At 52.8% G+C, this 24,369-nt stretch carries 25 protein-coding genes and 1 pseudogene; 7 read left to right on the top strand and 19 right to left on the bottom strand.

Annotation, left to right across the window (positions count from 1 at the left end; translation table 11 throughout):
• Nucleotides 1-52 precede the first annotated feature (52 nt).
• Nucleotides 53-202 carry a hypothetical protein gene (locus Q4551_RS00130; protein ID WP_303431062.1) on the bottom strand — a complete coding sequence of 50 codons (150 nt, stop codon included), beginning with the start codon at nucleotides 200-202 and terminating at the stop codon, nucleotides 53-55.
• Between Q4551_RS00130 and Q4551_RS00125 the strand changes: the two genes are divergently transcribed.
• Both Q4551_RS00125 and rep read left to right on the top strand, forming a co-directional pair.
• Nucleotides 193-1,410 carry a YbfB/YjiJ family MFS transporter gene (locus tag Q4551_RS00125; RefSeq protein ID WP_303431061.1) on the top strand — a complete coding sequence of 406 codons (1,218 nt, stop codon included), beginning with the start codon at nucleotides 193-195 and terminating at the stop codon, nucleotides 1,408-1,410. The genes Q4551_RS00130 and Q4551_RS00125 overlap by 10 nt on opposite strands.
• Nucleotides 1,411-1,547: 137 nt before the next feature.
• Nucleotides 1,548-3,575, top strand: a complete 2,028-nt coding sequence (gene rep / locus Q4551_RS00120) for a DNA helicase Rep (protein ID WP_303431059.1) — start codon at nucleotides 1,548-1,550, stop codon at nucleotides 3,573-3,575.
• A gap of 94 nt (nucleotides 3,576-3,669) precedes the next feature.
• On the opposite strand, the gene Q4551_RS00115 is transcribed toward rep, so the two are convergent.
• The 12 genes from Q4551_RS00115 to Q4551_RS00060 all read right to left on the bottom strand — a co-directional run bounded on the left by Q4551_RS00115 (nucleotide 3,670) and on the right by Q4551_RS00060 (nucleotide 14,278).
• Nucleotides 3,670-5,010, bottom strand: a complete 1,341-nt coding sequence (locus Q4551_RS00115; RefSeq protein ID WP_303431058.1) for an NAD(P)/FAD-dependent oxidoreductase — start codon at nucleotides 5,008-5,010, stop codon at nucleotides 3,670-3,672.
• 682 nt (nucleotides 5,011-5,692) lie between these two features.
• Complete coding sequence (locus tag Q4551_RS00110) at nucleotides 5,693-6,685, bottom strand: formamidase (protein WP_303431057.1); 993 nt, start codon at nucleotides 6,683-6,685, stop codon at nucleotides 5,693-5,695.
• A gap of 214 nt (nucleotides 6,686-6,899) precedes the next feature.
• Nucleotides 6,900-7,496, bottom strand: coding sequence for a HupE/UreJ family protein (locus Q4551_RS00105; RefSeq protein ID WP_303431056.1), 597 nt, complete (start codon nucleotides 7,494-7,496; stop codon nucleotides 6,900-6,902).
• Nucleotides 7,493-8,221 (bottom strand): cysteine hydrolase family protein, encoded by a 729-nt coding sequence (locus Q4551_RS00100; protein WP_303431055.1) that lies wholly within the window; start codon nucleotides 8,219-8,221, stop codon nucleotides 7,493-7,495. Before Q4551_RS00100 ends, Q4551_RS00105 begins: the two co-directional genes overlap by 4 nt.
• Nucleotides 8,218-8,607: a nitrile hydratase accessory protein gene (locus tag Q4551_RS00095; protein ID WP_303431054.1), complete on the bottom strand. Its 390-nt coding sequence runs from the start codon at nucleotides 8,605-8,607 to the stop codon at nucleotides 8,218-8,220. The genes Q4551_RS00100 and Q4551_RS00095 overlap by 4 nt, the downstream gene beginning before the upstream one ends.
• Before the next feature lies 1 nt (nucleotide 8,608).
• On the bottom strand, nucleotides 8,609-9,229 hold the full coding sequence (gene nthA / locus Q4551_RS00090) for a nitrile hydratase subunit alpha (protein WP_303431053.1): 621 nt from the start codon (nucleotides 9,227-9,229) through the stop codon (nucleotides 8,609-8,611).
• Nucleotides 9,226-9,924 (bottom strand): nitrile hydratase subunit beta, encoded by a 699-nt coding sequence (nthB, locus tag Q4551_RS00085; protein WP_303431052.1) that lies wholly within the window; start codon nucleotides 9,922-9,924, stop codon nucleotides 9,226-9,228. Before nthB ends, nthA begins: the two co-directional genes overlap by 4 nt.
• A 12-nt stretch (nucleotides 9,925-9,936) precedes the next feature.
• Nucleotides 9,937-10,707, bottom strand: a complete 771-nt coding sequence (locus Q4551_RS00080) for an ABC transporter ATP-binding protein (protein WP_303431051.1) — start codon at nucleotides 10,705-10,707, stop codon at nucleotides 9,937-9,939.
• The gene (locus tag Q4551_RS00075) at nucleotides 10,707-11,495 is read right to left on the bottom strand and encodes an ABC transporter permease (protein ID WP_303431050.1); all 789 of its coding nucleotides are present in this window, start codon (nucleotides 11,493-11,495) and stop codon (nucleotides 10,707-10,709) included. Before Q4551_RS00075 ends, Q4551_RS00080 begins: the two co-directional genes overlap by 1 nt.
• A gap of 2 nt (nucleotides 11,496-11,497) precedes the next feature.
• Nucleotides 11,498-12,487 (bottom strand): ABC transporter substrate-binding protein, encoded by a 990-nt coding sequence (locus Q4551_RS00070; protein ID WP_303431049.1) that lies wholly within the window; start codon nucleotides 12,485-12,487, stop codon nucleotides 11,498-11,500.
• A gap of 136 nt (nucleotides 12,488-12,623) precedes the next feature.
• A complete protein-coding gene (locus Q4551_RS00065) occupies nucleotides 12,624-13,562 on the bottom strand; it encodes a LysR family transcriptional regulator (protein ID WP_303431048.1) in 939 nt (312 codons plus the stop codon).
• Nucleotides 13,563-13,792: 230 nt separating this feature from the next.
• Nucleotides 13,793-14,278, bottom strand: a complete 486-nt coding sequence (locus Q4551_RS00060; protein ID WP_303431046.1) for a nucleoside deaminase — start codon at nucleotides 14,276-14,278, stop codon at nucleotides 13,793-13,795.
• A 387-nt stretch (nucleotides 14,279-14,665) separates the two neighbouring features.
• On the opposite strand from Q4551_RS00060, the gene Q4551_RS00055 reads away from it, so the two are divergent.
• Complete coding sequence (locus Q4551_RS00055) at nucleotides 14,666-16,447, top strand: DEAD/DEAH box helicase (RefSeq protein ID WP_303431044.1); 1,782 nt, start codon at nucleotides 14,666-14,668, stop codon at nucleotides 16,445-16,447.
• Nucleotides 16,448-16,586: 139 nt separating this feature from the next.
• On the opposite strand, the gene Q4551_RS00050 is transcribed toward Q4551_RS00055, so the two are convergent.
• Nucleotides 16,587-17,045: a MarR family winged helix-turn-helix transcriptional regulator gene (locus Q4551_RS00050; protein WP_303431043.1), complete on the bottom strand. Its 459-nt coding sequence runs from the start codon at nucleotides 17,043-17,045 to the stop codon at nucleotides 16,587-16,589.
• 388 nt (nucleotides 17,046-17,433) lie between these two features.
• Between Q4551_RS00050 and Q4551_RS00045 the strand changes: the two genes are divergently transcribed.
• Together Q4551_RS00045 and Q4551_RS00040 are read left to right on the top strand one after the other, a co-directional pair.
• Nucleotides 17,434-18,498 carry an efflux RND transporter periplasmic adaptor subunit gene (locus tag Q4551_RS00045; RefSeq protein ID WP_303431042.1) on the top strand — a complete coding sequence of 355 codons (1,065 nt, stop codon included), beginning with the start codon at nucleotides 17,434-17,436 and terminating at the stop codon, nucleotides 18,496-18,498.
• Complete coding sequence (locus Q4551_RS00040) at nucleotides 18,498-21,551, top strand: efflux RND transporter permease subunit (RefSeq protein ID WP_303431041.1); 3,054 nt, start codon at nucleotides 18,498-18,500, stop codon at nucleotides 21,549-21,551. Before Q4551_RS00045 ends, Q4551_RS00040 begins: the two co-directional genes overlap by 1 nt.
• A gap of 296 nt (nucleotides 21,552-21,847) precedes the next feature.
• Here the strand turns inward: Q4551_RS00040 and Q4551_RS00035 are convergent, their stop codons facing one another.
• Complete coding sequence (locus Q4551_RS00035) at nucleotides 21,848-22,054, bottom strand: hypothetical protein (RefSeq protein WP_303431396.1); 207 nt, start codon at nucleotides 22,052-22,054, stop codon at nucleotides 21,848-21,850.
• On the opposite strand from Q4551_RS00035, the pseudogene Q4551_RS00030 reads away from it, so the two are divergent.
• Nucleotides 22,039-22,308: pseudogene (locus Q4551_RS00030) on the top strand (hypothetical protein); the annotation flags it as partial. The gene Q4551_RS00035 and the pseudogene Q4551_RS00030 overlap by 16 nt on opposite strands.
• 3 nt (nucleotides 22,309-22,311) lie before the next feature.
• On the opposite strand, the gene Q4551_RS00025 reads toward Q4551_RS00030, so the two are convergent.
• The 3 genes from Q4551_RS00025 to Q4551_RS00015 form a co-directional block, all read right to left on the bottom strand.
• On the bottom strand, nucleotides 22,312-22,551 hold the full coding sequence (locus tag Q4551_RS00025; protein WP_196897248.1) for a DUF2442 domain-containing protein: 240 nt from the start codon (nucleotides 22,549-22,551) through the stop codon (nucleotides 22,312-22,314).
• Between the two features lie 4 nt (nucleotides 22,552-22,555).
• Nucleotides 22,556-22,888, bottom strand: coding sequence for a DUF4160 domain-containing protein (locus Q4551_RS00020; protein ID WP_303431040.1), 333 nt, complete (start codon nucleotides 22,886-22,888; stop codon nucleotides 22,556-22,558).
• Between the two features lie 67 nt (nucleotides 22,889-22,955).
• Nucleotides 22,956-23,720, bottom strand: a complete 765-nt coding sequence (locus Q4551_RS00015; RefSeq protein WP_303431039.1) for a DUF3223 domain-containing protein — start codon at nucleotides 23,718-23,720, stop codon at nucleotides 22,956-22,958.
• A 231-nt stretch (nucleotides 23,721-23,951) separates the two neighbouring features.
• Between Q4551_RS00015 and Q4551_RS00010 the strand changes: the two genes are divergently transcribed.
• Nucleotides 23,952-24,098: a phage integrase N-terminal SAM-like domain-containing protein gene (locus Q4551_RS00010; RefSeq protein ID WP_303431038.1), complete on the top strand. Its 147-nt coding sequence runs from the start codon at nucleotides 23,952-23,954 to the stop codon at nucleotides 24,096-24,098.
• A gap of 59 nt (nucleotides 24,099-24,157) precedes the next feature.
• On the opposite strand, the gene Q4551_RS00005 is transcribed toward Q4551_RS00010, so the two are convergent.
• A partial coding sequence (locus Q4551_RS00005; protein ID WP_303431037.1) for a hypothetical protein occupies nucleotides 24,158-24,369 on the bottom strand: 212 nt, incomplete at its 5' end.

Here is a 24,369-nt window from a genome sequence, read left to right as displayed (position 1 = left end):
TCGTTGAGACACCCACCAAGCGCTATCAAACGGCCAAGGACGGGTGAATGGCTCATAATGCAACTTTTACCCTCTCGCCCATGACGGCTTCCATCGCCATACTGGCCAGTCCGTTGCGCTGGCTGTCGCTGCGGGCGGTTTCCACCATCGGGGTGATGCCGTTATCTTGCTGGTCATCAAGGCGGAGGCTCCGTGCAATCATCGGATCATGAAACACCACTTACCACCGACGCAGAACGATACCGGGTTGTTTTTGCGGGGGTGTGTGCATTGATTCTCAGTGTCGGCCTGGCGCGTTTCGCCTATACCCCGATGTTACCTGTGATGCAGCAAGAAGCGGGCATGTCGCCCTTGATCGGCGGCTGGCTGGCGACCTTTATTTATATCGGCTACACCACGGGCACGCTGATGGCGATGCTGATCAAAGACCCGTTGCGCCGCTATCGCCTCTACCGGCTGTGCCTGATACTGGCGCTGGCCAGTACTCTGGCCATGGGGTTTGTCACCAACGCCATCGTCTGGATGCTGTTGCGGTTTATTGGCGGGCTGTCGGGTATTGCCGGGATGTTGCTGGCCTCCGGGCTGGTGCTGAACTGGCTGATTCGGCATCGTCACCGGCCACGACTGGGGTTGCATTTTACCGGTGCCGGGCTGGGTATTATCGTCTCCGGGATCAGCGTCAGCCTGATGGGCAACTGGTTAAGCTGGGAGCAACAATGGATCGGTCTGGGGCTGTTGGGGCTGCTGTTTTTTATACCGGCCTGGTGCTGGATGCCACGTCCGGAAGTATTGCCGATTGGCCAGACCGCCAGTCATGCCCCTGTAGCTGCCAGCTCCCGGCGTTGGCTGGTATTGATGGCGGCGGCTTATTTTTGTGCCGGTTGTGGTTATGTGGTCGGCGCGACCTTTATTGTCGATATTCTGGAAGCCTTGCCCTTGTTGTCGGGTAACGGTGCCTGGGTCTGGGTGATTGTGGGATTGGCGGCGACGCCTTCAACGTTTTTGTGGGACAACGTCGCTCACCGGATCGGGCAAATTCCCGCGCTGTTACTGGCGTATGGTTTACAAATGCTGTCGATGTTGCTGCCAGCCATCAGCGACAACCTGGTGGTTAATCTGATCAGCGCCGCCCTCTGGGGAGGCACCTTTGTCGGGATCGTTAACCTGACACTGACCTTGATTGGTCGCCGTTTTCCGCACAACCCGTCCGGTGCCATGGCTGGGCTGACCTTGAGCTACAGCGTCTCGCAAATGGTGGCCCCGGCCATGACCGGTTACGTGATGATGCTTACCGGCCAATATCAGTCCGCGTTGCTGACGACCACCGCCGTTATGGCGATGGGCATCGCGCTGTTACTGCTGACGCACTGGCTGGAGCCAGAACAGCAGTCGGTGCCTGCCCAGGCATAAAAAAGTTTGCCCGGCGGTCATCGCCGGTAGCGGTGGGCGCAACCCCGCCTCCCGCGAGCGGTACGCAAAGCCGACAGCGAAGCCTGATTTTGTCGTGTCTCTGAGCTAGAATGCAGGCCTGATTCAGAGGACATGTCGTGGTCGATTTAACCCAACTCAATCCCCGCCAACGCGAAGCCGCCAAATACATCGACGGCCCGCTACTGGTACTCGCAGGCGCCGGTTCCGGCAAAACCAGTGTGATCACCCGCAAGATCGCCTACCTGATCGATGCCTGTGGCATCAAGTCTCACCATATTGCCGCCGTGACCTTTACCAACAAGGCCGCCCGCGAAATGAAAGAGCGGGTCACCGCCCTGACCGGCAAAGGTGGCGCGCGCGGATTAACGGTCTCGACCTTCCACAACCTGGGCCTCAATATTATCCGCCAGGAGCTGGCCGCTTCGGGCTACAAGGCTGGCTTTTCCATCCTCGACCAGGACGACTGCAGGGGTATTATCCGTGACGTGATGCAACGCGAACACGGTGATGACGGCGATATGGTCGAGCTGGTGCAAAGCACCATTTCCAACCTCAAGAACGACCTGATCGCTCCGGCCGACGCCATCCAGCAGGCACAAAGCCAGCAAGAAATGCTGATTGCCCAGACCTACTCGATTTACCAGCGCATGCTGAAAGCCTACAACGCGGTGGATTTTGACGACCTGATCATGGTGCCAACGCTGCTGTTCCGCGATTTTCCTGATGTACTAACGCGCTGGCAGAAAAAAATCCGCTACCTGCTGGTGGACGAATACCAGGACACCAACACCTCCCAGTACGAAATGGTCAAGTCGCTGGTGGGGCATCGCACCGGGCTGACCGTGGTTGGCGACGACGACCAATCGATTTATGCCTGGCGTGGTGCACGGCCGGAAAACCTGTCGTTGCTGAAACAGGATTTTCCGACCCTGAAGGTCGTCAAGCTGGAGCAAAACTACCGCTCCACCGGCCTGATTCTGAACGCCGCCAACCGCGTGATCGACAATAACCCCCACGAGTTCCAGAAGCGGCTCTGGTCCGATATGGGCTACGGCGACCCGATCCGTATTCTCAAATGCCGCAACGACGAAATCGAAGCCGAGCGTATTGCTTCTGAAATTGTCGAACGGCGGCTGCGGTACGGCGCAGGCTACAAAGACTTCGCCATTCTCTATCGCGGCAACCACCAAAGCCGGATGATGGAAATGAAACTGCAAGGGTTTCAGGTGCCGTACAAGATCAGTGGTGGCCAGTCGTTTTTTGGTCGCAACGAAATCAAAGACATCATGGGCTATCTGCGGCTGCTGATTAACCCCAGCGATGACGCCGCCTTCCTGCGCATCATCAACACCCCGCGCCGGGAAATCGGCCCGACCACTATCGAAAAGCTCAGCGAATACGCCATGAAGCGTGGCACCAGCATGCTGTCGGCCACCACTGAAATGGGCCTTGAGCAACTGCTGACTCCCAAAGCCGTGGATCGGTTGCGCCGTTTTGGTCATTGGCTGGCAGGCATCACCCGTAATGCCTACAGTGACGACGCCATTGCTGCCATCAAGGAAATGATCGAAGACATCGATTACGAAGGCCATCTGGCGCAAAGCTCCGCAACGCCAAACCAGGCAGAACGGCGGATGAAAAACGTCTGGTTTCTGGTGGACTCCATCCAGAAAATGATCGACAAAGCCGAAGAAGTCGGTGACGAAGTCACCATCGAAGACGCCGTTGGCAAACTGATCTTGCGTGACATGCTGGAACAGCAGGAAAACGACGACGACTCCGATCAGGTGCAGCTGATGACCCTGCACGCTTCCAAAGGTCTGGAGTACCCCCACGTTTACATCGTCGGCATGGAAGAAGAACTGATGCCGCACCGCAACGCCATCGAAGCCGACACCATCGAAGAAGAACGCCGCCTGATGTACGTAGGCATCACCCGCGCCAAACGTTCGTTAACCCTCACCTACGCCGGTAAGCGCCGCCAGTATGGCGATGTCTCCGATACCACCCACTCCCGTTTCCTCGACGAACTGCCGCCGGACGATATTGAATGGGAAGGCAAAACCGAAACCACCCCGGAACAGCAAAAACAGCGCGGCCAAGAAACCCTGGCCGGGCTGAAAAACCTGTTTGGGGATTTGTAGGCGGGGATTTGTAGGAGCCAACGCGGACACCCACCATACGGCCGGAGCCGGGCCTTACGCAATTATCCGCAATAAAACCCGGTATCCATGGCGGCTAATGCAATTTCATCTTCGGCTTGATCACCCGGGTCAGCCAGTCCAGAACCACAATAATGGCTCCCCGGAATTTGCCGTGAATCGCCAGCTGGTGCATGCGATATAACGACACATAAAACAGGCGGGCGAGGTTACCCTCAACAAACATGGACTTGCTGCTGAGGTTGCCCATCAAATTACCGACGGCGCTGTAACGGCTGAGGCTCACCAAGGAACCATGGTCGTGGTATTTGAACCCCTTCAGCGGCTTGTTCTCGCGTTCGTTAAGAATATTTTTATAGACGCAGCTGGCCATCTGATGGGCAGACTGGGCGCGGGGTGGCACCTGACTGCCGTCTTCCATGGTGAACGCACAGCAGTCGCCGATCACCCAAACATCCTTGAGTGGTTCGCCATCCGGATTATTGGCCTGCAAAAAATCGTTCACAATAATCTGATTGGCGCGGTTCAGCCCAAGTCCTTCAATCTGACGGATAAAATCTGGTGCCTTCACGCCCGCGGCCCAGACCATCAGGTCGGCATCGATACGGCTGCCGTCCTTGGTTTGCAGCCCCTGTTCATCGGCGGCACTGACCATCACCGCAGTCTGGATAGACACCCCCAGCTCGCGCAACTCCCGAGTGACGGCGGTGGATATACGCTCCGGCAGAGCAGGCAGTACCCGTGGCCCGGCCTCGACCAGCGTTACCTCCAGCTGATGCCGCGACATGCCCGCCATTCCGTAAGAGCGCAATAACTCAGTTACCCGATGCAACTCGGCAGACAACTCAACACCCGTTGCTCCGGCACCGACGATGGCAATGCGCAAACTGTCTCCCGGACGGTTCTGGTGAATATCGGTGAACTGATCGATCAGCGCGGTATGAAAGCGTCCCGCCTGCTTGTGGGAATCGAGCATATAACAGTGGGTCTGAATGCCCGGTGTACCGAAATCGTTGCTGATACTGCCAACCGCCAACACCAGCGTATCGTACTCAAGGCTGCGCGGTGGCATCAGGGTTTCTCCCTCCGCGTTACGACGAGGTGCCAGCGTCAGCGTCTTGCTGGCCAGATTCACATTGGTCAACTCGCCCAGTTCAAACTGATAGCCGTGACGCGCGCCATGGGCGTGGTACGACACGCTCTCGGTGCCGGTATCCAGCGTGCCTGTGGCCACCTCGTGTAACAGAGGTTTCCAGATATGGATGCGATTGCGGTCGAGCAGGGTAATACGGGCCTTGCCCTTGCGCCCGAGGGTGTGGCCCAGTTGCGTGGCCAGTTCCAGCCCTCCGGCACCCCCGCCAACGATGACGATATGCTGCAAGCTGTTGCTGGGGGGGTGGGTGTTGTTTGTGTTCATGTCCGCTCCTGTGAAAAGGTAAAAAGGTGAAAAACGGGTCGGGAAAAGGTGGAGCCTAACGGACGTACCATAGTCTGTTGTTGTTCATGTGGGCAATGATCCCGATGTCTCAGAATAGGACCGCAGGCCTTGTACCAGAGGTGGTCGCCTTGTCTACGAATAAAACGCTACGATGAATGTACGACGATATGTGTACGACAGATGATGGATACAGGCGGAGGCGACGAGGCATCTGACTATAATGAGAGGCGAAAATTCATCGTGCCTGGCTGGTGTGGTGGGGTCGGCTTCAAATAACACCGTTGCAGGGAGATTATCTTTGGCGTGATATTGACCGTTACTCTATTTATTCAGTGGATAAAGTCTCTGCTGTTCGGGAGCGAAAAAATGGCGTGTTTTTCCGTCGGCGATCAGGGACTCTTTGGCCCTTTCAAAATCAGCGAGCAGTATTTGGCCTCTCAACAGGAACAGAAAGGCTGACCATGATCCTGATGACCATTTGTAATGGATCAGGATCAAGGCGTCTATCCGCAGCGGCAGCGGGTACGAGGCGTTGAAAAACCAAACGGAATGGGCTTTATAGAGGATCGGCGGCTAGCCTGGATTCGGTACGAGCCGCCTGACGAGCGTTCAGTCATGTGAGACCTGTACTGACAACACTCGCGTCACGATTTGCCAAGGCTTATGGCTGGTACGTTCGTTCTGGGATCGGGAAGCTGAAATCCCGGCCGTCAGTCACCCGCACATCGTTTTCCCAAGGCAGTTGGTAACGGTGGTTAACCATGTCTTGCATAAAGGTATAAGGGCAATCCTGTGCGCCCCCTTTGACCGCGACGTAACCCCGGTGGCCAAACTGGTAGATGTTATTTTCGACACCCCAGTGAATGCGGGCTTCGTCGACCAGATCAGGACGTACTTCTGCGCTGATAATCTCGTCCGTCAGGCCGTTGCCTTCCACTATGGGAACTCCATCAAAATTCACGAACATACCTTCGCCCATGGAGTTGAAGGTGCCTTCACTGCCAGCCAGACAAACACTTGCCGTTACCATCAGGTTACAGAAGGCGTTGGCCTGGTTGGTGATTTTCCAGGAATGGCGAATCGGTGCCGTATAGCCTGCTGTCCGTAGCATGATGTTGGCACCTTTGTAGGCACATTCTCGGGCCACCTCAGGGAACATGCCGTCGTGGCAGATCGCCAGTGACAGTGTACTGCCGTTGGGTCCTGCACACACAGGGATACCCAGATTGCCCGGTTCCCAAGGTTCGACCGGCACCCAGGGATGCAGCTTGCGATAGAAGAGTTTGATTTCACCTTCGTTGTCAATAATCACGCCGGTATTGTACGGATTACCTTCGGGGTTGAATTCCATAATGGAGAAGCAGCCCCAGATATCATGCTCCCGGCAGGCTGTCCGGAAGGCGGCCATTTCTGGCCCGTCCCGATTGCACATGATCTCGGGGTTGGTATCCATCGACAGTCCGTGCAGACAGTATTCCGGGAACACGACCAAGTCCATTACGGCCGACTGGCGCCGAGCCTTGCCGACCAGTTCACACACTCGCTGGGTCTGTTTTGCCAGTTGCGCTGGCGTCGACACGTCTGGCAACTGCAGTTGCACCAAACCAATAACCACTCCTGACGGTGATTTGTTCAAGCCACCAAGTCCACTCATGTTTTTCTCCGAGTCATATCGCCCGTGGCACTATCATTACGACGGGCGTAAAAAAACAGGGCACGTGTTGAGACACGGCCACTCAATATTGTCAGATTGCTGGCGCGAGCAACCGCTGTGCATGCCAATCTTCATGAGCCCAGTCGCGTCGCGCAGATGGTTGTGGCGCTGATTCAGCGCCTTTGTTGGATCGTTGATCCAGGTCAGGTACGACCTAGACGATCAGTGCTAGTCCGATTAAAAGAGAGCCAGCGGCGGTGCGATAGTTTGCGGCGATGGTGGCAAGGCGATCGCCTGCCAGATGCTTCAGGCCGAAGACAATACCCAGTATCAGAGCTGCCTGAATCAGGCAGTAACCCACCAGATAAGAGAGCACCGGCGTGGCTTCGGCACCGACAATCGCTTCACCGTAGGCGTAGCCATGCAACAGCCCGGCAACGGTCGCCAAAGCCCATAGCAATTGGGTGCGGTCCAGTTTCTGCACGATCATAAACACTCCGACCAGTGCACTGGTGGCAACAATGCCAATTTCAAAAAAGTGGATTTCAGGCACTGCCATCCGGCTCAGGGTGCCGATAATCGCCAACCCCAGGAACAGACTCACCTGAGAAAATACATGGCGGCTACAAAACGCCAGCAGCGCGGCAAAGCCGACCACAAACAGGAAATGATCCAGCTCGATGATTGGGTGCCCGATCCCGGATAACAGCCCCTGTACGGCCGTTTCCGGGGTCTGTCCTCCCATGGGGTGGTGAGCTTGCGCAGATAATGGCAATACTAGCAACATCAGTTTGAGCGGTAGATATTTCATTTTGGCATCTCCGAAAGTAGAGTGTTCTGAGTGTTCACTTGGGTAGCTATTGACGTGATAGTTGTCAGAAATTGCGCAGCATCAGAGATCGTCGACAGATAACCACCCTCGATCTTCAGCAGCTCAATGGCAATGTCATGAGTGTGCTTGTCCGGCTCGGCGCAACAATCTTCCAGTACCAGTACGTTATAGCCCCGATCGGCAGCTTCTCGTACGGTGGAGCTAACGCAAACGCCCGTAGTTACGCCGGTGATGACCAGGTTCTCAATTTTTTTGTGGCGAAGAATGTCGTGCAGGTCGGTGCCATGAAATGCGCCGGTTCCTGCTTTGTCTATGATGACTTCGTCGGCACCGGGTTGCAGTTCGTCGATAAAATCCCAACCGTGCTCGCCGCGTACCAATAGCCGTCCCAGCGGGCCGTCACTGCCTATTTCGGCACCCGCCAGGGCGGTTTTCATTCGCTTGCAACGGGGTAAGTCAGACAGGTTGGGGCGGTGCCCTTCGCGGGTGTAAACCACTTCGATGCCGATCTGTTGGCAAGCTTTACGGACTGCCTGGATGTGAGGAATAACCGCCCGAGCAGGTCGCAGGTCGCCGCCGCGAGTATCCATGTAGCCGGAAGGGGCGCAGAAATCCCGCTGCATATCGATAATTATCAAGGCGGTTTTGCCTGGCAGTAACGGCCCTTCAATCGGGAAATCGTATGGATCACCTGGAATCATCATTGCACCACCTCCGGCCGAACGGATGTGTGGGAGTGGGTATGGGAGTGGGCCTGACGTTGCAGTTCCTGTCGATGTTCACCGGCTTCGAAGACTTCAACTTCTCGCGCACTGAGCTGCTCTGGCTGCCATAAATTGCGCGCTTCCAGCAGGCTTTGCAGAGCTTCCAGCCAGCAGCTGTAGTAGTCGTCATCGGTGGTTATGCAACCGCCTTTCTCTTGCCGTTGGATACGTTCGATTAATGACTGCTGGAATTGTGGAAGGGTGAACAGTTGTTTTTTACTGGCCGCCAGCGTCATGCCAAACAGACGTGCGGACCAAGGGGTGTTAAAGGTCAGGTTTTCAAAACCAGACTGGCGCAGGGCCGTTACCAGAGAGTCTGATTGCATCTTAATTGTCCTGGCTGTTGGGTGAAATGGCGATGGTGCGGGAAACCCCGATCATATGATCACGGCTGATCAGCTCGATCAGTTCCTCTTCACTCAGGTGTTCTGTCTCGGCCGGGCGTTCGGGCATGACCAGATAACGAATTTCAGACACGCTATCCCAAACCCGGACTTCGATATCGTCGGTCAGCGTGACCCCCATTTCGGTCAGCACCTTGCGTGGCTCGCGCACCAAGCGGGAACGGTAAGCGCTTGATTTGTACCACACCGGCGGTAATCCCAGAATCGGCCAGGGGTAGCAGGAGCAGAGCGTACATACCACCACGTTATGTACTGTGGGTGTGTTTTCCACCACATGCAGCATCTCGGTCTCCGGGCCACCGATGCCCAGTTCATTACAGGCATCCAGACCATTGGCCAGCAGTCGCTGTTTGAAGGCGGGATCGACCCAGGCGCGAGCAATGACGCTGGCCCCGGTTTTGGGGCCAACATTTTCTTCGTAGTGCTTGACTACCTGGTCCACGTCGTCTGACGACAGCACGTTGATTTCATTCAACAGGCTCTCGATCGCTTCAGTCCGAATGGCCTGCCAGGCTTTTTTCGGATGTTCGTGGTTATGGCTCATTGTTGCTTCTCCTGCTCTGGTTCCAGATGGTCTTCACTGAGGTCGATATAAACGTATGAATTGGGTTCGGCATGGGCTTCTCCCCAGAGCACTTGTGCTTCAAACCGCACCGTATAGACCGCCTGCAGGTTCTCACCCTGATGATGCGCGCGGGTATCTGGTAACACCCAGGCCTGATCATTTACTCGGAACACCTGCCCTGACTTGCCTCGGGTGTACCCCGTCACCCGGGTATGGCCGGGTGGATGGATATTGCGCACCCGTACCCATTGCCCTTCCGCAAAAATCGGTTCAACGGTGACTTCTTTGCGCCAGGCGCCCCAGGGGATTTTGTCGGCTTCCGCCAGCGGCCAGTTGCGGCCTTCGGAATGGAGTGGTGCAAACTCGCGCTTGTCGGCAGCGATTTCGGCGACTCGCTGTTCCACTTCGTTCAAACTCAGAATATTACGCCGATAGAGAATCCGCTCCATGGCAAACATCCAGCGCCCATAGTAGGTGTGGCTGATGTAGTCTTCCGGTTGCATCAGCTCGATTTCGTGCCGATGCTCATCCAGATTCCAGACGCCTAGCCCGTCAATCACCTGTACCATGCAGAAAATACGACTGCCCCATTCGGTGGTGAATACCGGTTCGTTAGGGTCAACGTTCACCAGACCAAAGCCATGTAAACCGCCCATATCATGAATGCCGTTCATCAAGTGCTCCTGTTAGTAAATGACGCGCTCGACCTTTTTTTGCAGTTCGAGGTAGTCGTATGAATAACGGTCGAGCATGGCCGACGCTGTTGTGTTTGCATCAATCAGAAAATCGGCCGGATTGCCGCCCAGAACCAGTACCCGGTCTCCCACGGTAATGGCTTCTTCCACATCGTGAGTCACCATCACCATAGAGGTGCCAGTGTCTGCTTGCAGTTCTCGGATCAGGGTGTGCATATGGCGTTTGAGGCTGATATCCAGAGCACTGAAGGGCTCATCAAGCAGCAGCACTTTGGGCCGAGTAATCAGCGCCCGAGCGATGGCTGTGCGTTGCTTCATGCCGCCAGAAAGCTCGTGTGGATACTGTTTTGCAGCGTCAGTCAGTCCGACGCTGGCTAGAATTTCCTTCACGGCTGTTACCTGGTCGCGGGTGTCATCCTTGCGAAACCGCAGGCCAAACTTGACGTTGCCTTCAACCGTCAGCCAGGGGAACAGGTTGTTCTCCTGAAAGATCATGACGATCTCTGGCGTCGGGCCATTCATAAAGCGCTGCTTGTACAACACACCGCCGGTATCCTCGGGTTGGATAAACCCGCCCAGCGTTCTCAGTAATGTACTTTTGCCACAACCGGAACGACCCAGAATCGTGGTAATACGCCCGGCATCGATCTTCAGGTTCATGTTTTGCAGGGGGCTGGGGACAGAACCCTTTCGGGTTGGAAAATTCACCGTCAAATTGTCCAGCGAAAACACCTGACGAGGCTCAGTATTGAAGCTGTTCATTACACTCTCCACCACAAGATACGCTTGCCAATAAAGGCCAGAATGCGGTCAACCAGAAATCCGGATACGCCGATAATCAACATGCCGAACATGATCAGTTCGTTGTTGAACAGGTTACGTCCCATCATGATGATTGCCCCGAGGCCATCTCGCATGCCAACCATCTCTGCAACCAGGACTGCCATCCAGGCGGCAATAAAGTTGGTGCGCAGTAAGGTAAATACCCCCGGTAGAATGGCGGGAAAAACAACCCAGACCCAGCGCTGCCACTTGCTGGCTCCAAGGTTGCCAGACACGGTGATGTATTCTTCCGGCACCCGGCGAATCTCTGCCAGCGTACCAATGGTGAGGATGAAATAGACCCCCATAAAGACGATGAATACCGCGGTGCCGTTGTTGATCCCAAAGACGACAATAGCCAAAGGGATCCAGGCGATCGGTGCAATCGGTGCCAGCACATACAGCAGCGGTGAGATGCACCAGGTAACGAAGCGAGACAGGCCAATCAGCATGCCGGTAATCAGTGCCGCGACAAACGCCAGCGCCATACCCGCAAACACACGCCCGAAGGTAGCCAGAATCGCTTCATCCAGAGAGGCAGCCTGGGAACCCAGGCCAATCCGGAAACCACTTTCCACAACCATTGAGAGAAACTCGCTGGGGGGCGGCATAACGGTGGTGAACGTGAGTTCGTTATGGCCAGCCACTTCCCAGAGCACAATGATCAGGCAGAAAAACAGAGTGCCAACCCCCCAAGGGGCCACTCGTTCCCAGGCAATGGACTTCATGCTCACTGCTCCAGAGATTCAATCATGCCTGTGCGGAAAATATCGGTTGCGGCAATCTTGCCGTCGATATAACCCAGCTTGGACATTTCATCGACAACGTACTGTATGGACTCAACATCCGGCGAGAACGAAATAGGTGACGGCGCGCTGTTAAAGGCTGTTTTCAGTACTGCATCTGGCACGCGATAGTAATTGCCGCCCTGCAGTAGAGACATGGCTTTGTCGACGTCGGTGTTGATGATATCGGCTGCGCAGATCATTCCTTTGAGCAAGGCTTCCACGACTTCAGGTTTTTCATCCAGGGTCGATTGCAGCACGCTGACTACAGTATTCGGAGCTCTCTCAGCCCAGGCGGTGGCGTTGTCAGTCAGGCGGGTCGCAGTGCCCTTTTCGATCATCTCGGAGGTGTATGGTTTGATGTGACTGAGAATATCGACGCCGCTGCGGAAGGCTTGCACCATGGCTAGCAGGTCATCGAAGTAAATGAACTCGACATCGTCGGCCGACAAGCCGACACGTTGTAGCTCGGTAATCATGATCAGCTCCAGGGTATCGCCCTGCAGCACGGCAATTTTCAGTTTCTTGCCGCCGGAATCCACATGTTTTTTCAGATCTTCCATTGAGTTCAGATCAAGCCCGCTCTGGGCGATGACTTCCATCACACCCCAACCGCCAGCGGCAGCCACCACTCGGATCGGTACACCACTGCTGGCGGCAAAGAATGGCAACGTGAAAGGGTTGATATTGAAATCCAGAGAGCCACCAGCCAGCGCGGCATTGTTATCGCCAGGGTTGGCAAAAAAACGGGTATCGACCGCCAGACCTTGCTGCTCAAAACAACCACTCTCAACACCGACAAACAACGGAGCCATATCCAGAGCCACCAAATGTCCGACCGTTACGGGAGTCAGGTTCGACTCTGCGTTGGCTGGTAACGCGGTGCTTAATGCAATGGCAGTGGCCAGCGCGGTAATAGTGCTTCGAATAACCATAATATTTCTCCGGTTTACTAAGTATGAATCGGGTTGAAGTTACCAATTAAGACTAGTCCACCGGATAGGGTCTAAAAATAGTCGTGAATCCATGTTTACTTTCACGAACTGGAGGGTATAGGCGGGATTTAAATACTTACGCCTCAATCGAGAGCGAGTCTGTAATCAAGCGCTCTTTATTAGTGCGGTCGGCCAGCATTCTAGCCGCCGATTTTTGTTCGAGGTTATCTTTTCGGTAGGCCATGAACACCTGAGAATAATGCACAAAATGCTCTGGCATCAGCGCAACCAGTCGTCCTTCCTCCAGCCAGGGGCGGGCATAGTGCTCGGGAAGGAAGCCAATAAACGGCCCGTGCAGGATCATCATCGCGGATTCTTCCACATTGCAGACCGTCGCAATCACACTCTCATGATCTTGGGCAATAAAGGCGAATTCGCGCTTCTGCATAAAATGGCGCACCACTTTTTTCTCATTAACAATCGTGTTGGCAAGTTCCCGACGATCTTTCACTCCTGCCAGTCGGTGATCTGGCCGACATACCAGCACATCCCGCTCGAAATACAGCGGTTCATAAGTGAGATCACTGTGGTGTTGATCAAAGATACCAATGCCAATATCCAGACTATTGTTGATCAAGCCTTTTTCGATGGCTTCGGGCGAAAGCACTTCGATTGTCAAATTGGTGGGCTTGTCTGGCTGGTAGGTACTGTAAAACCAGGATAATGCCCGGTGTAATGGGCAGGTGTCATCCGTTGCCAGGTTATCGATAATGCCAAGATGAATGGCATCCTTCTGGCTGTTGCGCAGCTGCTGCGTTTTGGCTTGAAAACTTTTTACGGCGGCGAAAAACTCCACCATGGTCTGATGAAAAACTTCACCTTTTTGCGTCAAGCGAAAGCCACTACGGCCACGCTGGCAGAGGCGGAATCCAACCCGTGCTTCCAATTGGTTCATATGGTTGCTAATGGTGGATGTACTGATGTTCAGCTCTTCCTGAGCGCTGTGAAATCCTTTGGTTTCTACAACGGCTTGAAATACTCGTAGTAGTCGAAGGTCAATATCAGAAAGGTTCATGCTCAGCTCTCGGTAAACAGAATCGCAAGAGGACGAAGCAATATCGCGACCACAAGCCTGGAAAAGACTGGGAAATGAAAGTGACTATAAGAAAAATACTGTCTTAGTGGGCATGAGTGTAGATGGTCATTCCGTTTGTGCCAGCTTCCCTGGCGGGTCATCGCGCAACCCGCCAAGGGAGATACCTCGGAGCTTCTGGCTTCCGATCTCTGGTCAGACGAACAAGGACATTACAGGCCGCGTGATGTATACAACGTTTGCAGCAAACCCCGAACCCGCTCAGCCAGCTCAGGCACTGGGCCTTCGACCGGAATGAATGGAGAGATAGCGTTGATTGGCATTGGATTTACCGTAGGAGTAGGAACCCCCATTTCGATCAGCCATTTGCCGTATTGCTCTGCAGAGCTGGCGTAGACAATCCGTCCCAGACCAACCAGGCCATGAGCGGCAGCACACATCGGGCAATGTTCGCCAGAGGTATACACGGTTGCTGTTGCACGCTCGCTTTCTGTCATGTTGCTGGCCGCCCAGCGGGCAACTGCAAACTCAGGGTGCAGAGTATCGTCACCGGTGCCGATGTGGTTGTGATCTTCAAACAGCACTTCACCTGTTTCCGATACTAATACAGAGCCGAAAGGCTCATTGCCTTTGCTCAAGGCCGTTTCTGCCAGTACGACAGTGCGCTCAAGATGAGTCTTGTCGATATCAGTAATCATGGGGGCATCCTGTATAAATTGATTGGGTTAACGTGACCCGGCAAAGACTAGCCTGTCGAATTGATGCCAAAAATAGTCGCGACTCCATGTTTACTTTCACCAACAGCGAGGTATCGGTGCCGCCCTCGGAGAATATAGAGAGGGTTGTTGGTATATCAGCGCTGATGTGATCTGGTGTGCGGAAGGGTGAAAGGCACTTCATCCGTGCGCGTGCGATGTCAGAGACGACCGGGCTGGCAATACGACTTCCCCCCTGTTCAGGGCATATTCCCCAATCCAAGTGCCCAGCCCACTGATTGTGCTGTTTTCCAACTACCGGCTATCCATTAAGCTGTTTATCAAACCGAAGTTTGAGAGACATCCACTGACAGCGATCAAGCTCTATATATGAAAACCCCTTTTCAGCTCCGCCCCTACCAGCAGGAAGCCGTCGATGCCACCTTGAGACACTTCCGAAAAACCGACGATTCGGCGGTTATTGTGTTGCCCACTGGTGCCGGGAAGAGTCTGGTCATTGCCGAGCTGACCCGCCTGGCTCGGCGCAAGATTCTGGTGCTGGCCCACGTCAAAGAGCTGGTTGAGCAGAACCACGCCAAATACCAGAGCTACGGGGTGACGGCTGGCATTTTCTCCGCCGGGTTAAAACGCAAGGAGAATCGGCACCAGGTCACTTTCGCCAGCGTGCAGTCCGTCTCCGCCAACCTTGATCAGTTCGGGGATGAATATTCCCTGCTGATTATCGACGAATGTCACCGGGTCAGTGGTGAGGAAACCAGTCAGTATCAAAAAATCATCGATCAGCTACGGCAACGGAACCGCGCTCTCAAGGTACTTGGGCTGACCGCCACGCCCTACCGTTTAGGCATGGGCTGGATCTACCGTTATCACTACCGGGGCTTTGTTCGCAGCGAGCAGAACAAACCCTTTGTCCACTGCATTTATGAGCTGCCGTTAAGGTACATGATTAACAACGGCTACCTCACCCGCCCGGAACTGGTGGACGCCGCTGTGGCGCAATACGATTTCTCCGCCTTGACGCAAAACCGCTTTGGTGAATACGCCGAAAAAGACGTAAACCAGCTGTTAGGCAAGCACCCGCGTGTGACCCGGGCCATTATCGAACAGGTGATGGAACTGGCTGCTGAGCGCCAGGCGGTGATGATCTTTGCTGCCACGGTCGATCATGCCAAAGAGATCACCGGCTATCTGCCGGAACAGCAAACTGCCTTGATTACCGGCGCTACCGAGCAGAATGAGCGGGACTCCTTGATCCTGCGCTTCAAGCAGCGGCAGCTGAAGTATCTGGTGAATGTATCCGTACTCACCACTGGCTTTGACGCACCTCATGTGGACGTTATTGCCATTCTGCGTCCGACCCAGTCGGTGAGCCTGTATCAGCAGATTGTGGGCCGGGGTCTGCGGCTGGATGAAGGCAAGCAGGATTGCCTGGTGATTGATTACGCTGGCAACCGGGTCAATCTGTACCACCCGGAAGTGGGGGAGAAGAAACCCAATCCGGATAGTGAGCCGGTGCAGGTGTTCTGCCCGGCCTGTGGGTTTGCCAATATTTTCTGGGGCAAAACCGATGGTCACGGCCATGTGATTGAACACTACGGGCGTCGTTGTCAGGGGTTGCTGGAACCTGAGGAAGAGGATGGGCCGGGAGCGCAGTACGAGCGTCCGCAGCAGTGTGATTACCGCTTCCGCTTCAAGGAGTGCCCTCATTGCGGTAGCGAGAATGACATCGCCGCCCGTAACTGCCACCAGTGTAAACAAGCCATTATCGACCCGGATGATCAGCTCAGGGACGCCCTGAAACTGAAAAATGCCATGGTGATCCGCTGTGCCGGGATCACCCTGAGCAGCCACAGAGACAAACCCGATAGCAAGCTGAAGATCACCTACCACGGTGAAGACGGGGAGGAGTTGGGCGAGTCCTTCGATTTCAGCAAGCCAGCACAACGCCACGTCTTTAACCGATTGTTTGGTCGGCGTTGCGGCAATAGTCAGACCCCGAAAGAGTTCAGCCGGATCGAAGAAGTGCTTGAGGTGCAGGCCCAGCTACCGGCACCGGACTTTGTTATAGCCCGCAAACAAAAACACTACTGGCAGGTGCAGGAGCGGATCTTTGATTATCAGGGGAATTACCGCAAGGCAAACGAAGTGTAGGGACGCCCTCTGTGGCGGTTTGTAACGCAGGGATACGGACAGCGCCGTGGCAATATCCTGGAACAGATAAAAGCGCAAGGATGCCGGTGTCTGGCTATATAATTCAAGAAGCTCGCTGCAGATTGAAGATGGTGATTGGTTACTTGCCCAGGTCTTTGCGGCAGCGTTGATCTAACTGTCGAATCAAATCAAGCGCTTGTTGCAGCTCTTGTGCCGTCAGGTTGTCGGATAAGGCCTCAACCCAGTGGTGTTGCCGTACACCCGCCAGCCGGTATTTTTCGCTACCTGCTTCTGTCATGACAATCAGTTTTGCTCTTTTGTGATCCGGGTTGTCTTTGCATATTAAAAGACCCTCTTTGACCAGATCGTTTACGACCCGTTGTACGGACTGTCTTGCCAGACCCATTCGGCGAGCAATGCTGGCAACAGTGGGGTTGTGTTCTTCCATTGTGATTGCGCCAAGCACTTGCCACCGAGCGCTTGTTAATTCCAAACCGCGTACCAGGTTGTCACCTGTTTCGCGCAATGTGCCATTAAATCGGAAGATTTCAAGAATAAGATCGGTAAGTACTTCACTACGCTTCACGCGCTGAGTCATTGGTTGATTTCCTTTACGATTTTGTAATGCCACTGTATTCGGAGCGCCGCGGATAGTACTGACGCCAGGTTCTCTGTACCAGTACACCGCTCTTATTCTACTTGAGGATGGGCACTGATACTGATCGGTTGGTGAATTGCGATGGTTTCGTGGGAGATCCCTTGGTCTAGCATGATAAAAAACTTCTGCCTTAAGCCTCGATTTTTTGGGGAGGCATACAATTTGACGTTGTTCTTGAGACTAATAATAGTCACAATGACAGCATGCTGTCATCTTTCTGCTGTAGATTAACTTACTCTGCAAAAGGGAATTCGAGTGAGTTGTAATCCAGGCTGGACAGCCCTGGTTGCTGTGACGCCTGCCCAAACTGCTTGCTGAGGAAATATTAATGAATCGTTTTTTTACTATTCTGATAACCACTTATGTTTTGTCTGGGTGCTCACAGTCTACCGAGAGCACGGTCGAGGCAGCCTCTGATGCTGCTCGCTGGGTAAAAATAGAAAACCTGGTCGAGGCTACAAAACCCGGCCATGAGTTGACCGGGACAGTCAAAGCGCGCCACGAGGTCGAGTTGGCTTTTCAGGTTGGAGGCAAGGTTGATCAGCGGCTGGTCGATGCTGGGCAGTCTGTTAAAAAAGGGGAGGTGCTGTTCACTCTCGATCTGCGAGACCTGCGCGAGTCTGTTGTGACTGCACGTGCCAACCTGAGGGCAGCAGAAGCAACGCTGAAACTTGCTGAAAAAGATCTGGAGCGTGACTATCAATTGGTAGATCAGGGCTATACCAGTCGGCAGGAATACGAGAGGGCGTTACTGACCCAGGAAGAGACGCAAGCGCGTCGTGATGTTGCTGAGGCCCAGCTGTCCCAGGCCTTGAATATGTTGGAATATGGGGTACTCAGAGCAGAGAGCGACGGCATTATACTGGATGTGTTTATCGAACCGGGAGAGGTGGTCAGTGTGGGGCGGCCAGTTGCAAAACTGGCTAAATCGGGAGAGCGGGAAGTTGAGGTGGATTACCCTTCTGGCGCATATCCTCCAGAGCAAGGAGGGTTACTGCATGACGGAGAGGCCATAGCACTGACGCGGAGAGAGATGGCCGGGGCGGCCGACCCGGAAAGCCGTACCTGGAAAACACGCTACACGATAGATCAACCACTGTCAGACCTAAGGTATGGCCAGCTTGTCAGAACACGGTTCCTGGTCAGCAACGATTCAATACCACTTTATAAAATGGCCATTTCTGCCCTGGATGAACGTGGTGAGACCCCCTTTATCTGGACAATAGTGGATGGCGAAGCAGTGCCGCTCAACGTTGATATCCAGCGTATCGACAAAGATCATGCCTGGGTCACTGGTTCAACTCTGGAAGAGGGGCTGATTGTTATTTCTAGCGGTACACACCTGCTCAAGCCCGGCATGGCAGTGCAATCACTTGATGCCAGGGGGGCGTGATGGCTTTTCCCAATCTCTCCAGAATCGCTGTGCGAGAAAGCTCGGTTACGCTCTTTTTTATTACGCTTTCCTTGGTTGCAGGCCTTTACGCCTTTACGTCTTTGGGTCGGGCCGAAGATCCTGATTTTACGGTAAGAGTCATGATGGTGACTGTTCTGTGGCCGGGTGCTGCCGCTGATGAATTACAAGATAGTGTGGTTGATCGGTTGGAAAAACGCATTCAGGAAGTGGAGGATTTGTACAAAATTGAGACAACGGTGCGGGCGGGGCGGGCCGACTTGCAGGTTGAGTTCCAGGATTACACCGACGCCAAGCATGTCCCCGATCGCTTTTATCAGGTCCGGCGTCGCATGCAGGATGAAGCATCCCAGTTACCGGACGGGGTTATCGGGCCTATCGTAAATGAAGACTTCGGTGATGTGTATTTCACCCTGGTTGCGCTGACGGCATCAGGTGTCGCGCAGCGAGAATTGATCCAGGATGCCGAGGCGATTCGGGACAGGGTACAGCGCGTTCAGGGAGTTGAAAAAGCCGAGATTTTAGGTGAGCGATCAGAACAGGTATTTGTTGATTTCGACATGACGAAGTTACAAGGGTTAGGAGTGTCTCTTACCGATATTATCGAGGCTATTCAAGCCAATAACCGACTCTTGCCTGCGGGCCATATTTCCACGGCAGGCCCTAAAGTCTACCTCCGCCTGGACGATGATTTATCGAACCTGGAGGCTTTGCAAGAGGTACCTGTCCGAATTGATGAACATCTGATCAGACTGGGTGATATTGCCACTATATCCAGAGGGTACGAAGATCCTCCCAGCTATCTCATTCGCTCATCCGGAGAGGACGCTCTACTGATTGGTGTGGTCATGCGGCGTGGAGAGAATGGCCTGGCGTTTGGTAAACGGTTGAGAGCATTCTGGGAAAACGAAAGAGTAATGCTGCCTCTGGGAATGGAGCTTGACCTGCTGACAAACCAGGAAGAAGCCATTATCGGTGCGGTCAACCTTTTCCAGGTTAAGTTTCTGGTTGCCGTGCTCGTGGTGATGGCCGTTACAATGCTGGCGGTTGGCCTGCGGGCCGGGATCGTGGTGGGAATTGCTATTCCAGTCACTCTTGGACTCTCATTTATTGTGATGCTCGCAATGGGCATTAATCTTGATCGTATTACACTCGGGGCGCTCATTATTGCACTGGGGCTGTTGGTTGATGATGCCATCATTGCCATCGAGATGATGATTGTGAAACTGGAAGAAGGATGGGACAAGCTACTGGCGGCGTCTCATGCCTGGAATGTGACCGCCGCTCCAATGCTCTACGGGACTCTGGTAACGGTTGCCGGTTTTGTACCTATAGGATTTGCCCGCTCCAGTGTCGGTGAGTACGCAGGCAACATTTTCTGGGTATTGGCCATTGCGTTGTTACTTTCCTGGGTGGTTGCCGTTGTGTTTACTCCTTATCTGGGGGTGAAAATCTTGCCAGATAACCTGTATCACAGCTCTCATAGCAACAAGGAAGCCTATTCCTCACGTCCCTACCGTATGCTCAGGAAGCTTATTATCGGCACCCTGGCGCATCGAAAAATCGTTGTTCTGAGTACGTTTGCATTATTGTTTATATCTATAGTGGGCATGATTGGTCCGGTCCAGAAGCAGTTTTTCCCCGTCTCTGATCGTCTTGAGGTGCTGGTCAGCATTTATCATCCACAAGGCACTTCGATTGAAGCCACCGACGCTACCGTCCAAAAAATAGAACGACTGATGGAGGGCACCAGCGGCATCAAGTCCATGTCGGCTTATATTGGAGCAGGGGCTCCCCGGTTTTTTATCTCTGCCAGCCCGGAGCAGCCGAACAGTGCTTTCGCCAAGCTGGTTATCGTGGCAGAAGACATCGCAGCCCGAGACGGCTTGATCCGATTGATTCGTAACCGGGTAGCGGCCGGTGATTTTCCGGAGTCACGAGTCAGAGCTGAAACACTCCTTTACGGCCCACCGGTTGACTGGCCAGTCAGTATTCGAGTGATGGGGCCAGAGGCCAATCAGCTGCGTACTATTGGTAAAAAGGTGAGGGATATTATCGCGAGCCATGCCAACACTGAAAACAGTCATCTGGAATGGGATGAACGCACACCTGGTATCGATATTCGCTTCGACAAAGACCGGCTCCGGTTGTTTGGCTTGACGCCAGAAGAAGTTGCTTATCAGCTGCAATTTCAACTATCCGGGTTGGCCATTACAACGTTAAGGGATGGTATTCGATTGACCCCGGTGGTTGGTCGGGCCAAGGCAGAAGATATTACACAGATTCAGAATCTTGAAATTGTCAGTGAAGAGGGGCGACGCATTTCATTTAACCAGGTTGGCAAAGCGGAGGTCGTCTACGAAGAACCCGTCATCCGGCGTTATAACCGGGAACCGTTTGTGGCGGTTAATGCTGATGTTCGAGGAGCACAGGCCAAAGATGTTACGGCCGACGTATGGGCAGCGCTAGCGGAGCTGCGCGCACAAATGCCCGTTGGCTATTCTTTGCAAATCGGTGGTTCAGTTGAGCAATCCTCGAAAGGCGAGCACTCCATTCAAGTGCTACAACCCCTTATGATCGTGTTGATGCTTGTTTTTGTGATGCTGCAGATGCGCTCCTTCAAAGGTACGCTGGTGGTGATATTGACGGCCCCACTGGGTTTGATTGGTGCTGTGGCCGCGCTGCTGATCTTTAACCAGCCATTTGGCTTTGTGGCAACGTTGGGGATTATTGGTCTCGCCGGTATTCTGATGCGTAACACCCTAATCCTGACCCAGCAAATTTCAGATAATATGAAAGAGGGCATGCTGATTCGAAGTGCCGTCATTGAAGCGGGTGTGCAGAGATCCCGGCCCGTTATTCTGACCGCTCTGGCTGCGGTGTTGGCGTTTGTACCACTGACCATCGATAGCTTCTGGGGCCCCCTGGCTTACGTTCTTATTGGTGGCGTTTCACTGGGCACCGTGGCCACGCTGGTATTTGTACCGGCGCTTTATGCCATATTCTACCGAATACCTGATAGCGATTATTCGTAGGGGAGACCTTGGCCAGCTATCCCATTGCCTCAAGGTTGATCGGCACCGGACCTTGTTATAGCCCGCAAACAAAAACACTGCTGGCAGGTGCAGATCTTTGATTATCAGGGGAATTACCGCAAGGCAACCGAAGTGTAGAAGTGTAGTAGGGACGCCCTCTGTGGCGGTTTGTAACACAGGGATACGGACAGCGCCGTTCCCTGTGAACGATACGGCAAACATGACGTTCTTTTTCTCGAAACCCAGCAGAAAGCGGAAGCTCCCGCTGTCTGCTGCATCCGTTCCGTTGGGTTATTCTAATAACTCGCTTGCAGCGAAACATGCAGGCGGCCATGGTCGCCGGAGTCGTTACTGCCGCTGTCGCGCAGTTGCCAGCCATAACTGATCTGGGCGTTGAGGTTGGGAAATAATGGGTAGCGCAGGCCGGTTCCCATGCCGTGCAGCACAAAGTGCTTTTCTCCTGCCAATGGGTCGGTATGTAATCCCCCCAGAATATATCTCACAGTCGCTGATAGACTGGGCCAACAGAAACCGGATTACTCTGATCTACATTCAGCCGGGCAAGCCCACTCAGAATGCGTACACCTCCAGCCAGGCTACGAAAGGTAGCTTAACCCTCTACTCAAACGAGCGATTAAAAATGGGGGGATTACATCACCTCATCATCGCTCGGTGCCGGAAGTCTCCCGAGAAGAAGGCATCTCTGATGCCGACGTTATCCGTAGGTGCGCACTTTAACTTTAAGCCAAGGGAGTGAACTTTAGCGCTTTGTTATGTGACGTTTTAAGAACTCAGGTGCTAAATCGGCACCATTCGGCCAAACTACTGTCTCTAATTCTGGGTCTACTGCAACTTTAGAAAAAAACGAAGAGTCCTTGAGAGGTTCAAAGACACTGCCAGATAGCTTGTTTTCTAGATTGACTTCTCCAGCTGTACCGTCGTCAAATGTTACCCACAGTTTAAAGCCGTCCAGATATTTTGCGTTTCTAACGTGAAGCATGGTTTTACTCCAATGGGGCAATGTAGTTTAGTGGTTCGCCATTCTGAGCCTTATGCCAATTTTCCTCTAGTTCGGCGCGATGCTCTGAAAGCCATTCCTGAACGAATTTCGTGGCTCTATTAGGAAGCTCCCCTTCAAGTATTGAGCCGTCAAAGGCAAAAAGTGCCTCGTAACCAGAATATTTAGCATGAAAGTGAGGAGGATTATGATCGTTAAAATACATTGCGATAATAACTCCATAGAATCGACTAATGACAGGCATTGACTGATTGACTCCTTTAAACGGCTTAGATTCCATTCTATACGGTTTATCGCGGAATGAAAAAGTGAGCGACATAACGCCTTGCTCGCAGGAAAACTGGGAGTGCAGCGAGTAGTTTTTCCGCGTGCAGCAACTTGTTAGCTTAATTATTTAAAGTACCGTCTTTTCTAGTTGGCTTAACTCTAGCAGAGCTTGATAACTTTAGGTTTTCATTAATGGATATAATTCTTAAAACTGCCATTTTCTTGTGAAACTCATCAAATTTTTCTGTAAGAGCAGGGTCAGAAAAAACTCCCATTGAGTTTTCAAATGCGTAATCAATACTAGAAACATCTAAGTCATTAGCTGCTATAAATGCCTTAACAATAACTGAAAAAGTCAGTGGTGCTTTATGGTCTACTTGGCATTCCTCCCACTCAACAATATTACCTGACACCGCACATTGAACAGGTCTGTTTTTAAACTGTTCAATTTTAAAATTCCTAGTTCTTTTACGTACAGAAAATCTACAAACACTGGAAAAATAACGTAAATCTGAAGGCACACCACTAATTGCCATCCTATAACTGAAAAGTTGTTCATGTTTTTCCCCATCAAGCTGACCAACAAAACAAAAGCATTTTGTAGTTCTGAACTCTGGGTGACGAACTACCATTACATTTAAAATTTTATTTTCATTTAATTCATCAGGAAAAATACCAAGGCCTGATACAACACCCTCTGCAAACTCATCTACTTCATCTGACGATCCTGTATCTTTAAATGCTAAAGAAATTATATGCTTAGCATCCTCATCATTAAGGCTTTCGCCAAAACTATACTTGTCAAATATTTGTTTGTAGAACTTTAAAGCAGCTGTCTTTGATGGAAACACATTATTCCCAATAGTTATAGAGAACCTGCTCATTTACTAGGCTATCCCTTTGAAAAGCTAACAGTTTATTTATGCGCATGCGCGTTTTTCTGTTTTAACGTACGCATTAATTCTACGCCAAAAGCGCAAAACCATTGAACGTCATAAGGTTACGCTAACAGCAACCGAAAAAATGCGCAACTTCTCTGGAGATACGAGCATGGATTTTATCTTCGATTTTATTGTGCTGTTTATCCATACAGTCATTTCGCGAGAAGTAGGACCATGGGTAAAAGTCCGTTTTTGAACCAGATCTCTCGTTTCATGCGGCTGAATGGATACAGCCTTCGAACAGAAAAAACTTACCTCTATTGGATCAAAGCCTACATACGCTTTCAGCAATGCCAACAGCCGGATCTGAGGGCCTGTTGAGGTCATGGGTTTTCTGGAATACCTGGCATCTGGCCAGCATGTGTCATCGCCAGCATGCGTCATAGAATAGCCAGCGAGCTCTGGTATTTTTGTATGACAAGTTTCTTCAGCGTCCTCTGGGCGAGCTGGATTTCAATTGTTGTTAACAGACACCCACCTGTCTTGCCTGAATATCTGTTGTCATCCCGTCCTGTAGGGGACATCCATTTAATCCGGTGCTCACTCTGGGCTACCGGATGGTTTCGAATCACGAAGCCGACTTGCAGGCCTG

The organism is Oceanobacter sp. 5_MG-2023 (assembly GCF_030548165.1).
Lineage (GTDB): Bacteria > Pseudomonadota > Gammaproteobacteria > Pseudomonadales > Oceanobacteraceae > Oceanobacter.
The sequence above is the reverse complement of the archived record's forward strand: the minus strand, read 5'-3'. Positions and strand labels throughout refer to the sequence as shown.

Coding starts and splice junctions, on each gene's coding strand:
- Q4551_RS00025 (WP_196897248.1), bottom strand. CDS start 22,551: ATGCTTCACGTTAGAAACGCAAAATATCTGGACGGCTTTAAACTGTGG.
- Q4551_RS00015 (WP_303431039.1), bottom strand. CDS start 23,720: ATGAGCAGGTTCTCTATAACTATTGGGAATAATGTGTTTCCATCAAAG.
- Q4551_RS00070 (WP_303431049.1), bottom strand. CDS start 12,487: ATGGTTATTCGAAGCACTATTACCGCGCTGGCCACTGCCATTGCATTA.
- nthA (WP_303431053.1), bottom strand. CDS start 9,229: ATGAGCCATAACCACGAACATCCGAAAAAAGCCTGGCAGGCCATTCGG.
- Q4551_RS00060 (WP_303431046.1), bottom strand. CDS start 14,278: ATGATTACTGATATCGACAAGACTCATCTTGAGCGCACTGTCGTACTG.
- Q4551_RS00055 (WP_303431044.1), top strand. CDS start 14,666: ATGAAAACCCCTTTTCAGCTCCGCCCCTACCAGCAGGAAGCCGTCGAT.
- Q4551_RS00040 (WP_303431041.1), top strand. CDS start 18,498: ATGGCTTTTCCCAATCTCTCCAGAATCGCTGTGCGAGAAAGCTCGGTT.
- Q4551_RS00115 (WP_303431058.1), bottom strand. CDS start 5,010: ATGAACACAAACAACACCCACCCCCCCAGCAACAGCTTGCAGCATATC.
- Q4551_RS00095 (WP_303431054.1), bottom strand. CDS start 8,607: ATGCAATCAGACTCTCTGGTAACGGCCCTGCGCCAGTCTGGTTTTGAA.
- Q4551_RS00010 (WP_303431038.1), top strand. CDS start 23,952: ATGGGTAAAAGTCCGTTTTTGAACCAGATCTCTCGTTTCATGCGGCTG.
- nthB (WP_303431052.1), bottom strand. CDS start 9,924: ATGAACGGCATTCATGATATGGGCGGTTTACATGGCTTTGGTCTGGTG.
- Q4551_RS00045 (WP_303431042.1), top strand. CDS start 17,434: ATGAATCGTTTTTTTACTATTCTGATAACCACTTATGTTTTGTCTGGG.
- Q4551_RS00105 (WP_303431056.1), bottom strand. CDS start 7,496: ATGAAATATCTACCGCTCAAACTGATGTTGCTAGTATTGCCATTATCT.
- Q4551_RS00075 (WP_303431050.1), bottom strand. CDS start 11,495: ATGAAGTCCATTGCCTGGGAACGAGTGGCCCCTTGGGGGGTTGGCACT.
- Q4551_RS00130 (WP_303431062.1), bottom strand. CDS start 202: ATGATTGCACGGAGCCTCCGCCTTGATGACCAGCAAGATAACGGCATC.
- Q4551_RS00110 (WP_303431057.1), bottom strand. CDS start 6,685: ATGAGTGGACTTGGTGGCTTGAACAAATCACCGTCAGGAGTGGTTATT.
- Q4551_RS00050 (WP_303431043.1), bottom strand. CDS start 17,045: ATGACTCAGCGCGTGAAGCGTAGTGAAGTACTTACCGATCTTATTCTT.
- Q4551_RS00080 (WP_303431051.1), bottom strand. CDS start 10,707: ATGAACAGCTTCAATACTGAGCCTCGTCAGGTGTTTTCGCTGGACAAT.
- Q4551_RS00100 (WP_303431055.1), bottom strand. CDS start 8,221: ATGATGATTCCAGGTGATCCATACGATTTCCCGATTGAAGGGCCGTTA.
- Q4551_RS00020 (WP_303431040.1), bottom strand. CDS start 22,888: ATGTCGCTCACTTTTTCATTCCGCGATAAACCGTATAGAATGGAATCT.
- Q4551_RS00065 (WP_303431048.1), bottom strand. CDS start 13,562: ATGAACCTTTCTGATATTGACCTTCGACTACTACGAGTATTTCAAGCC.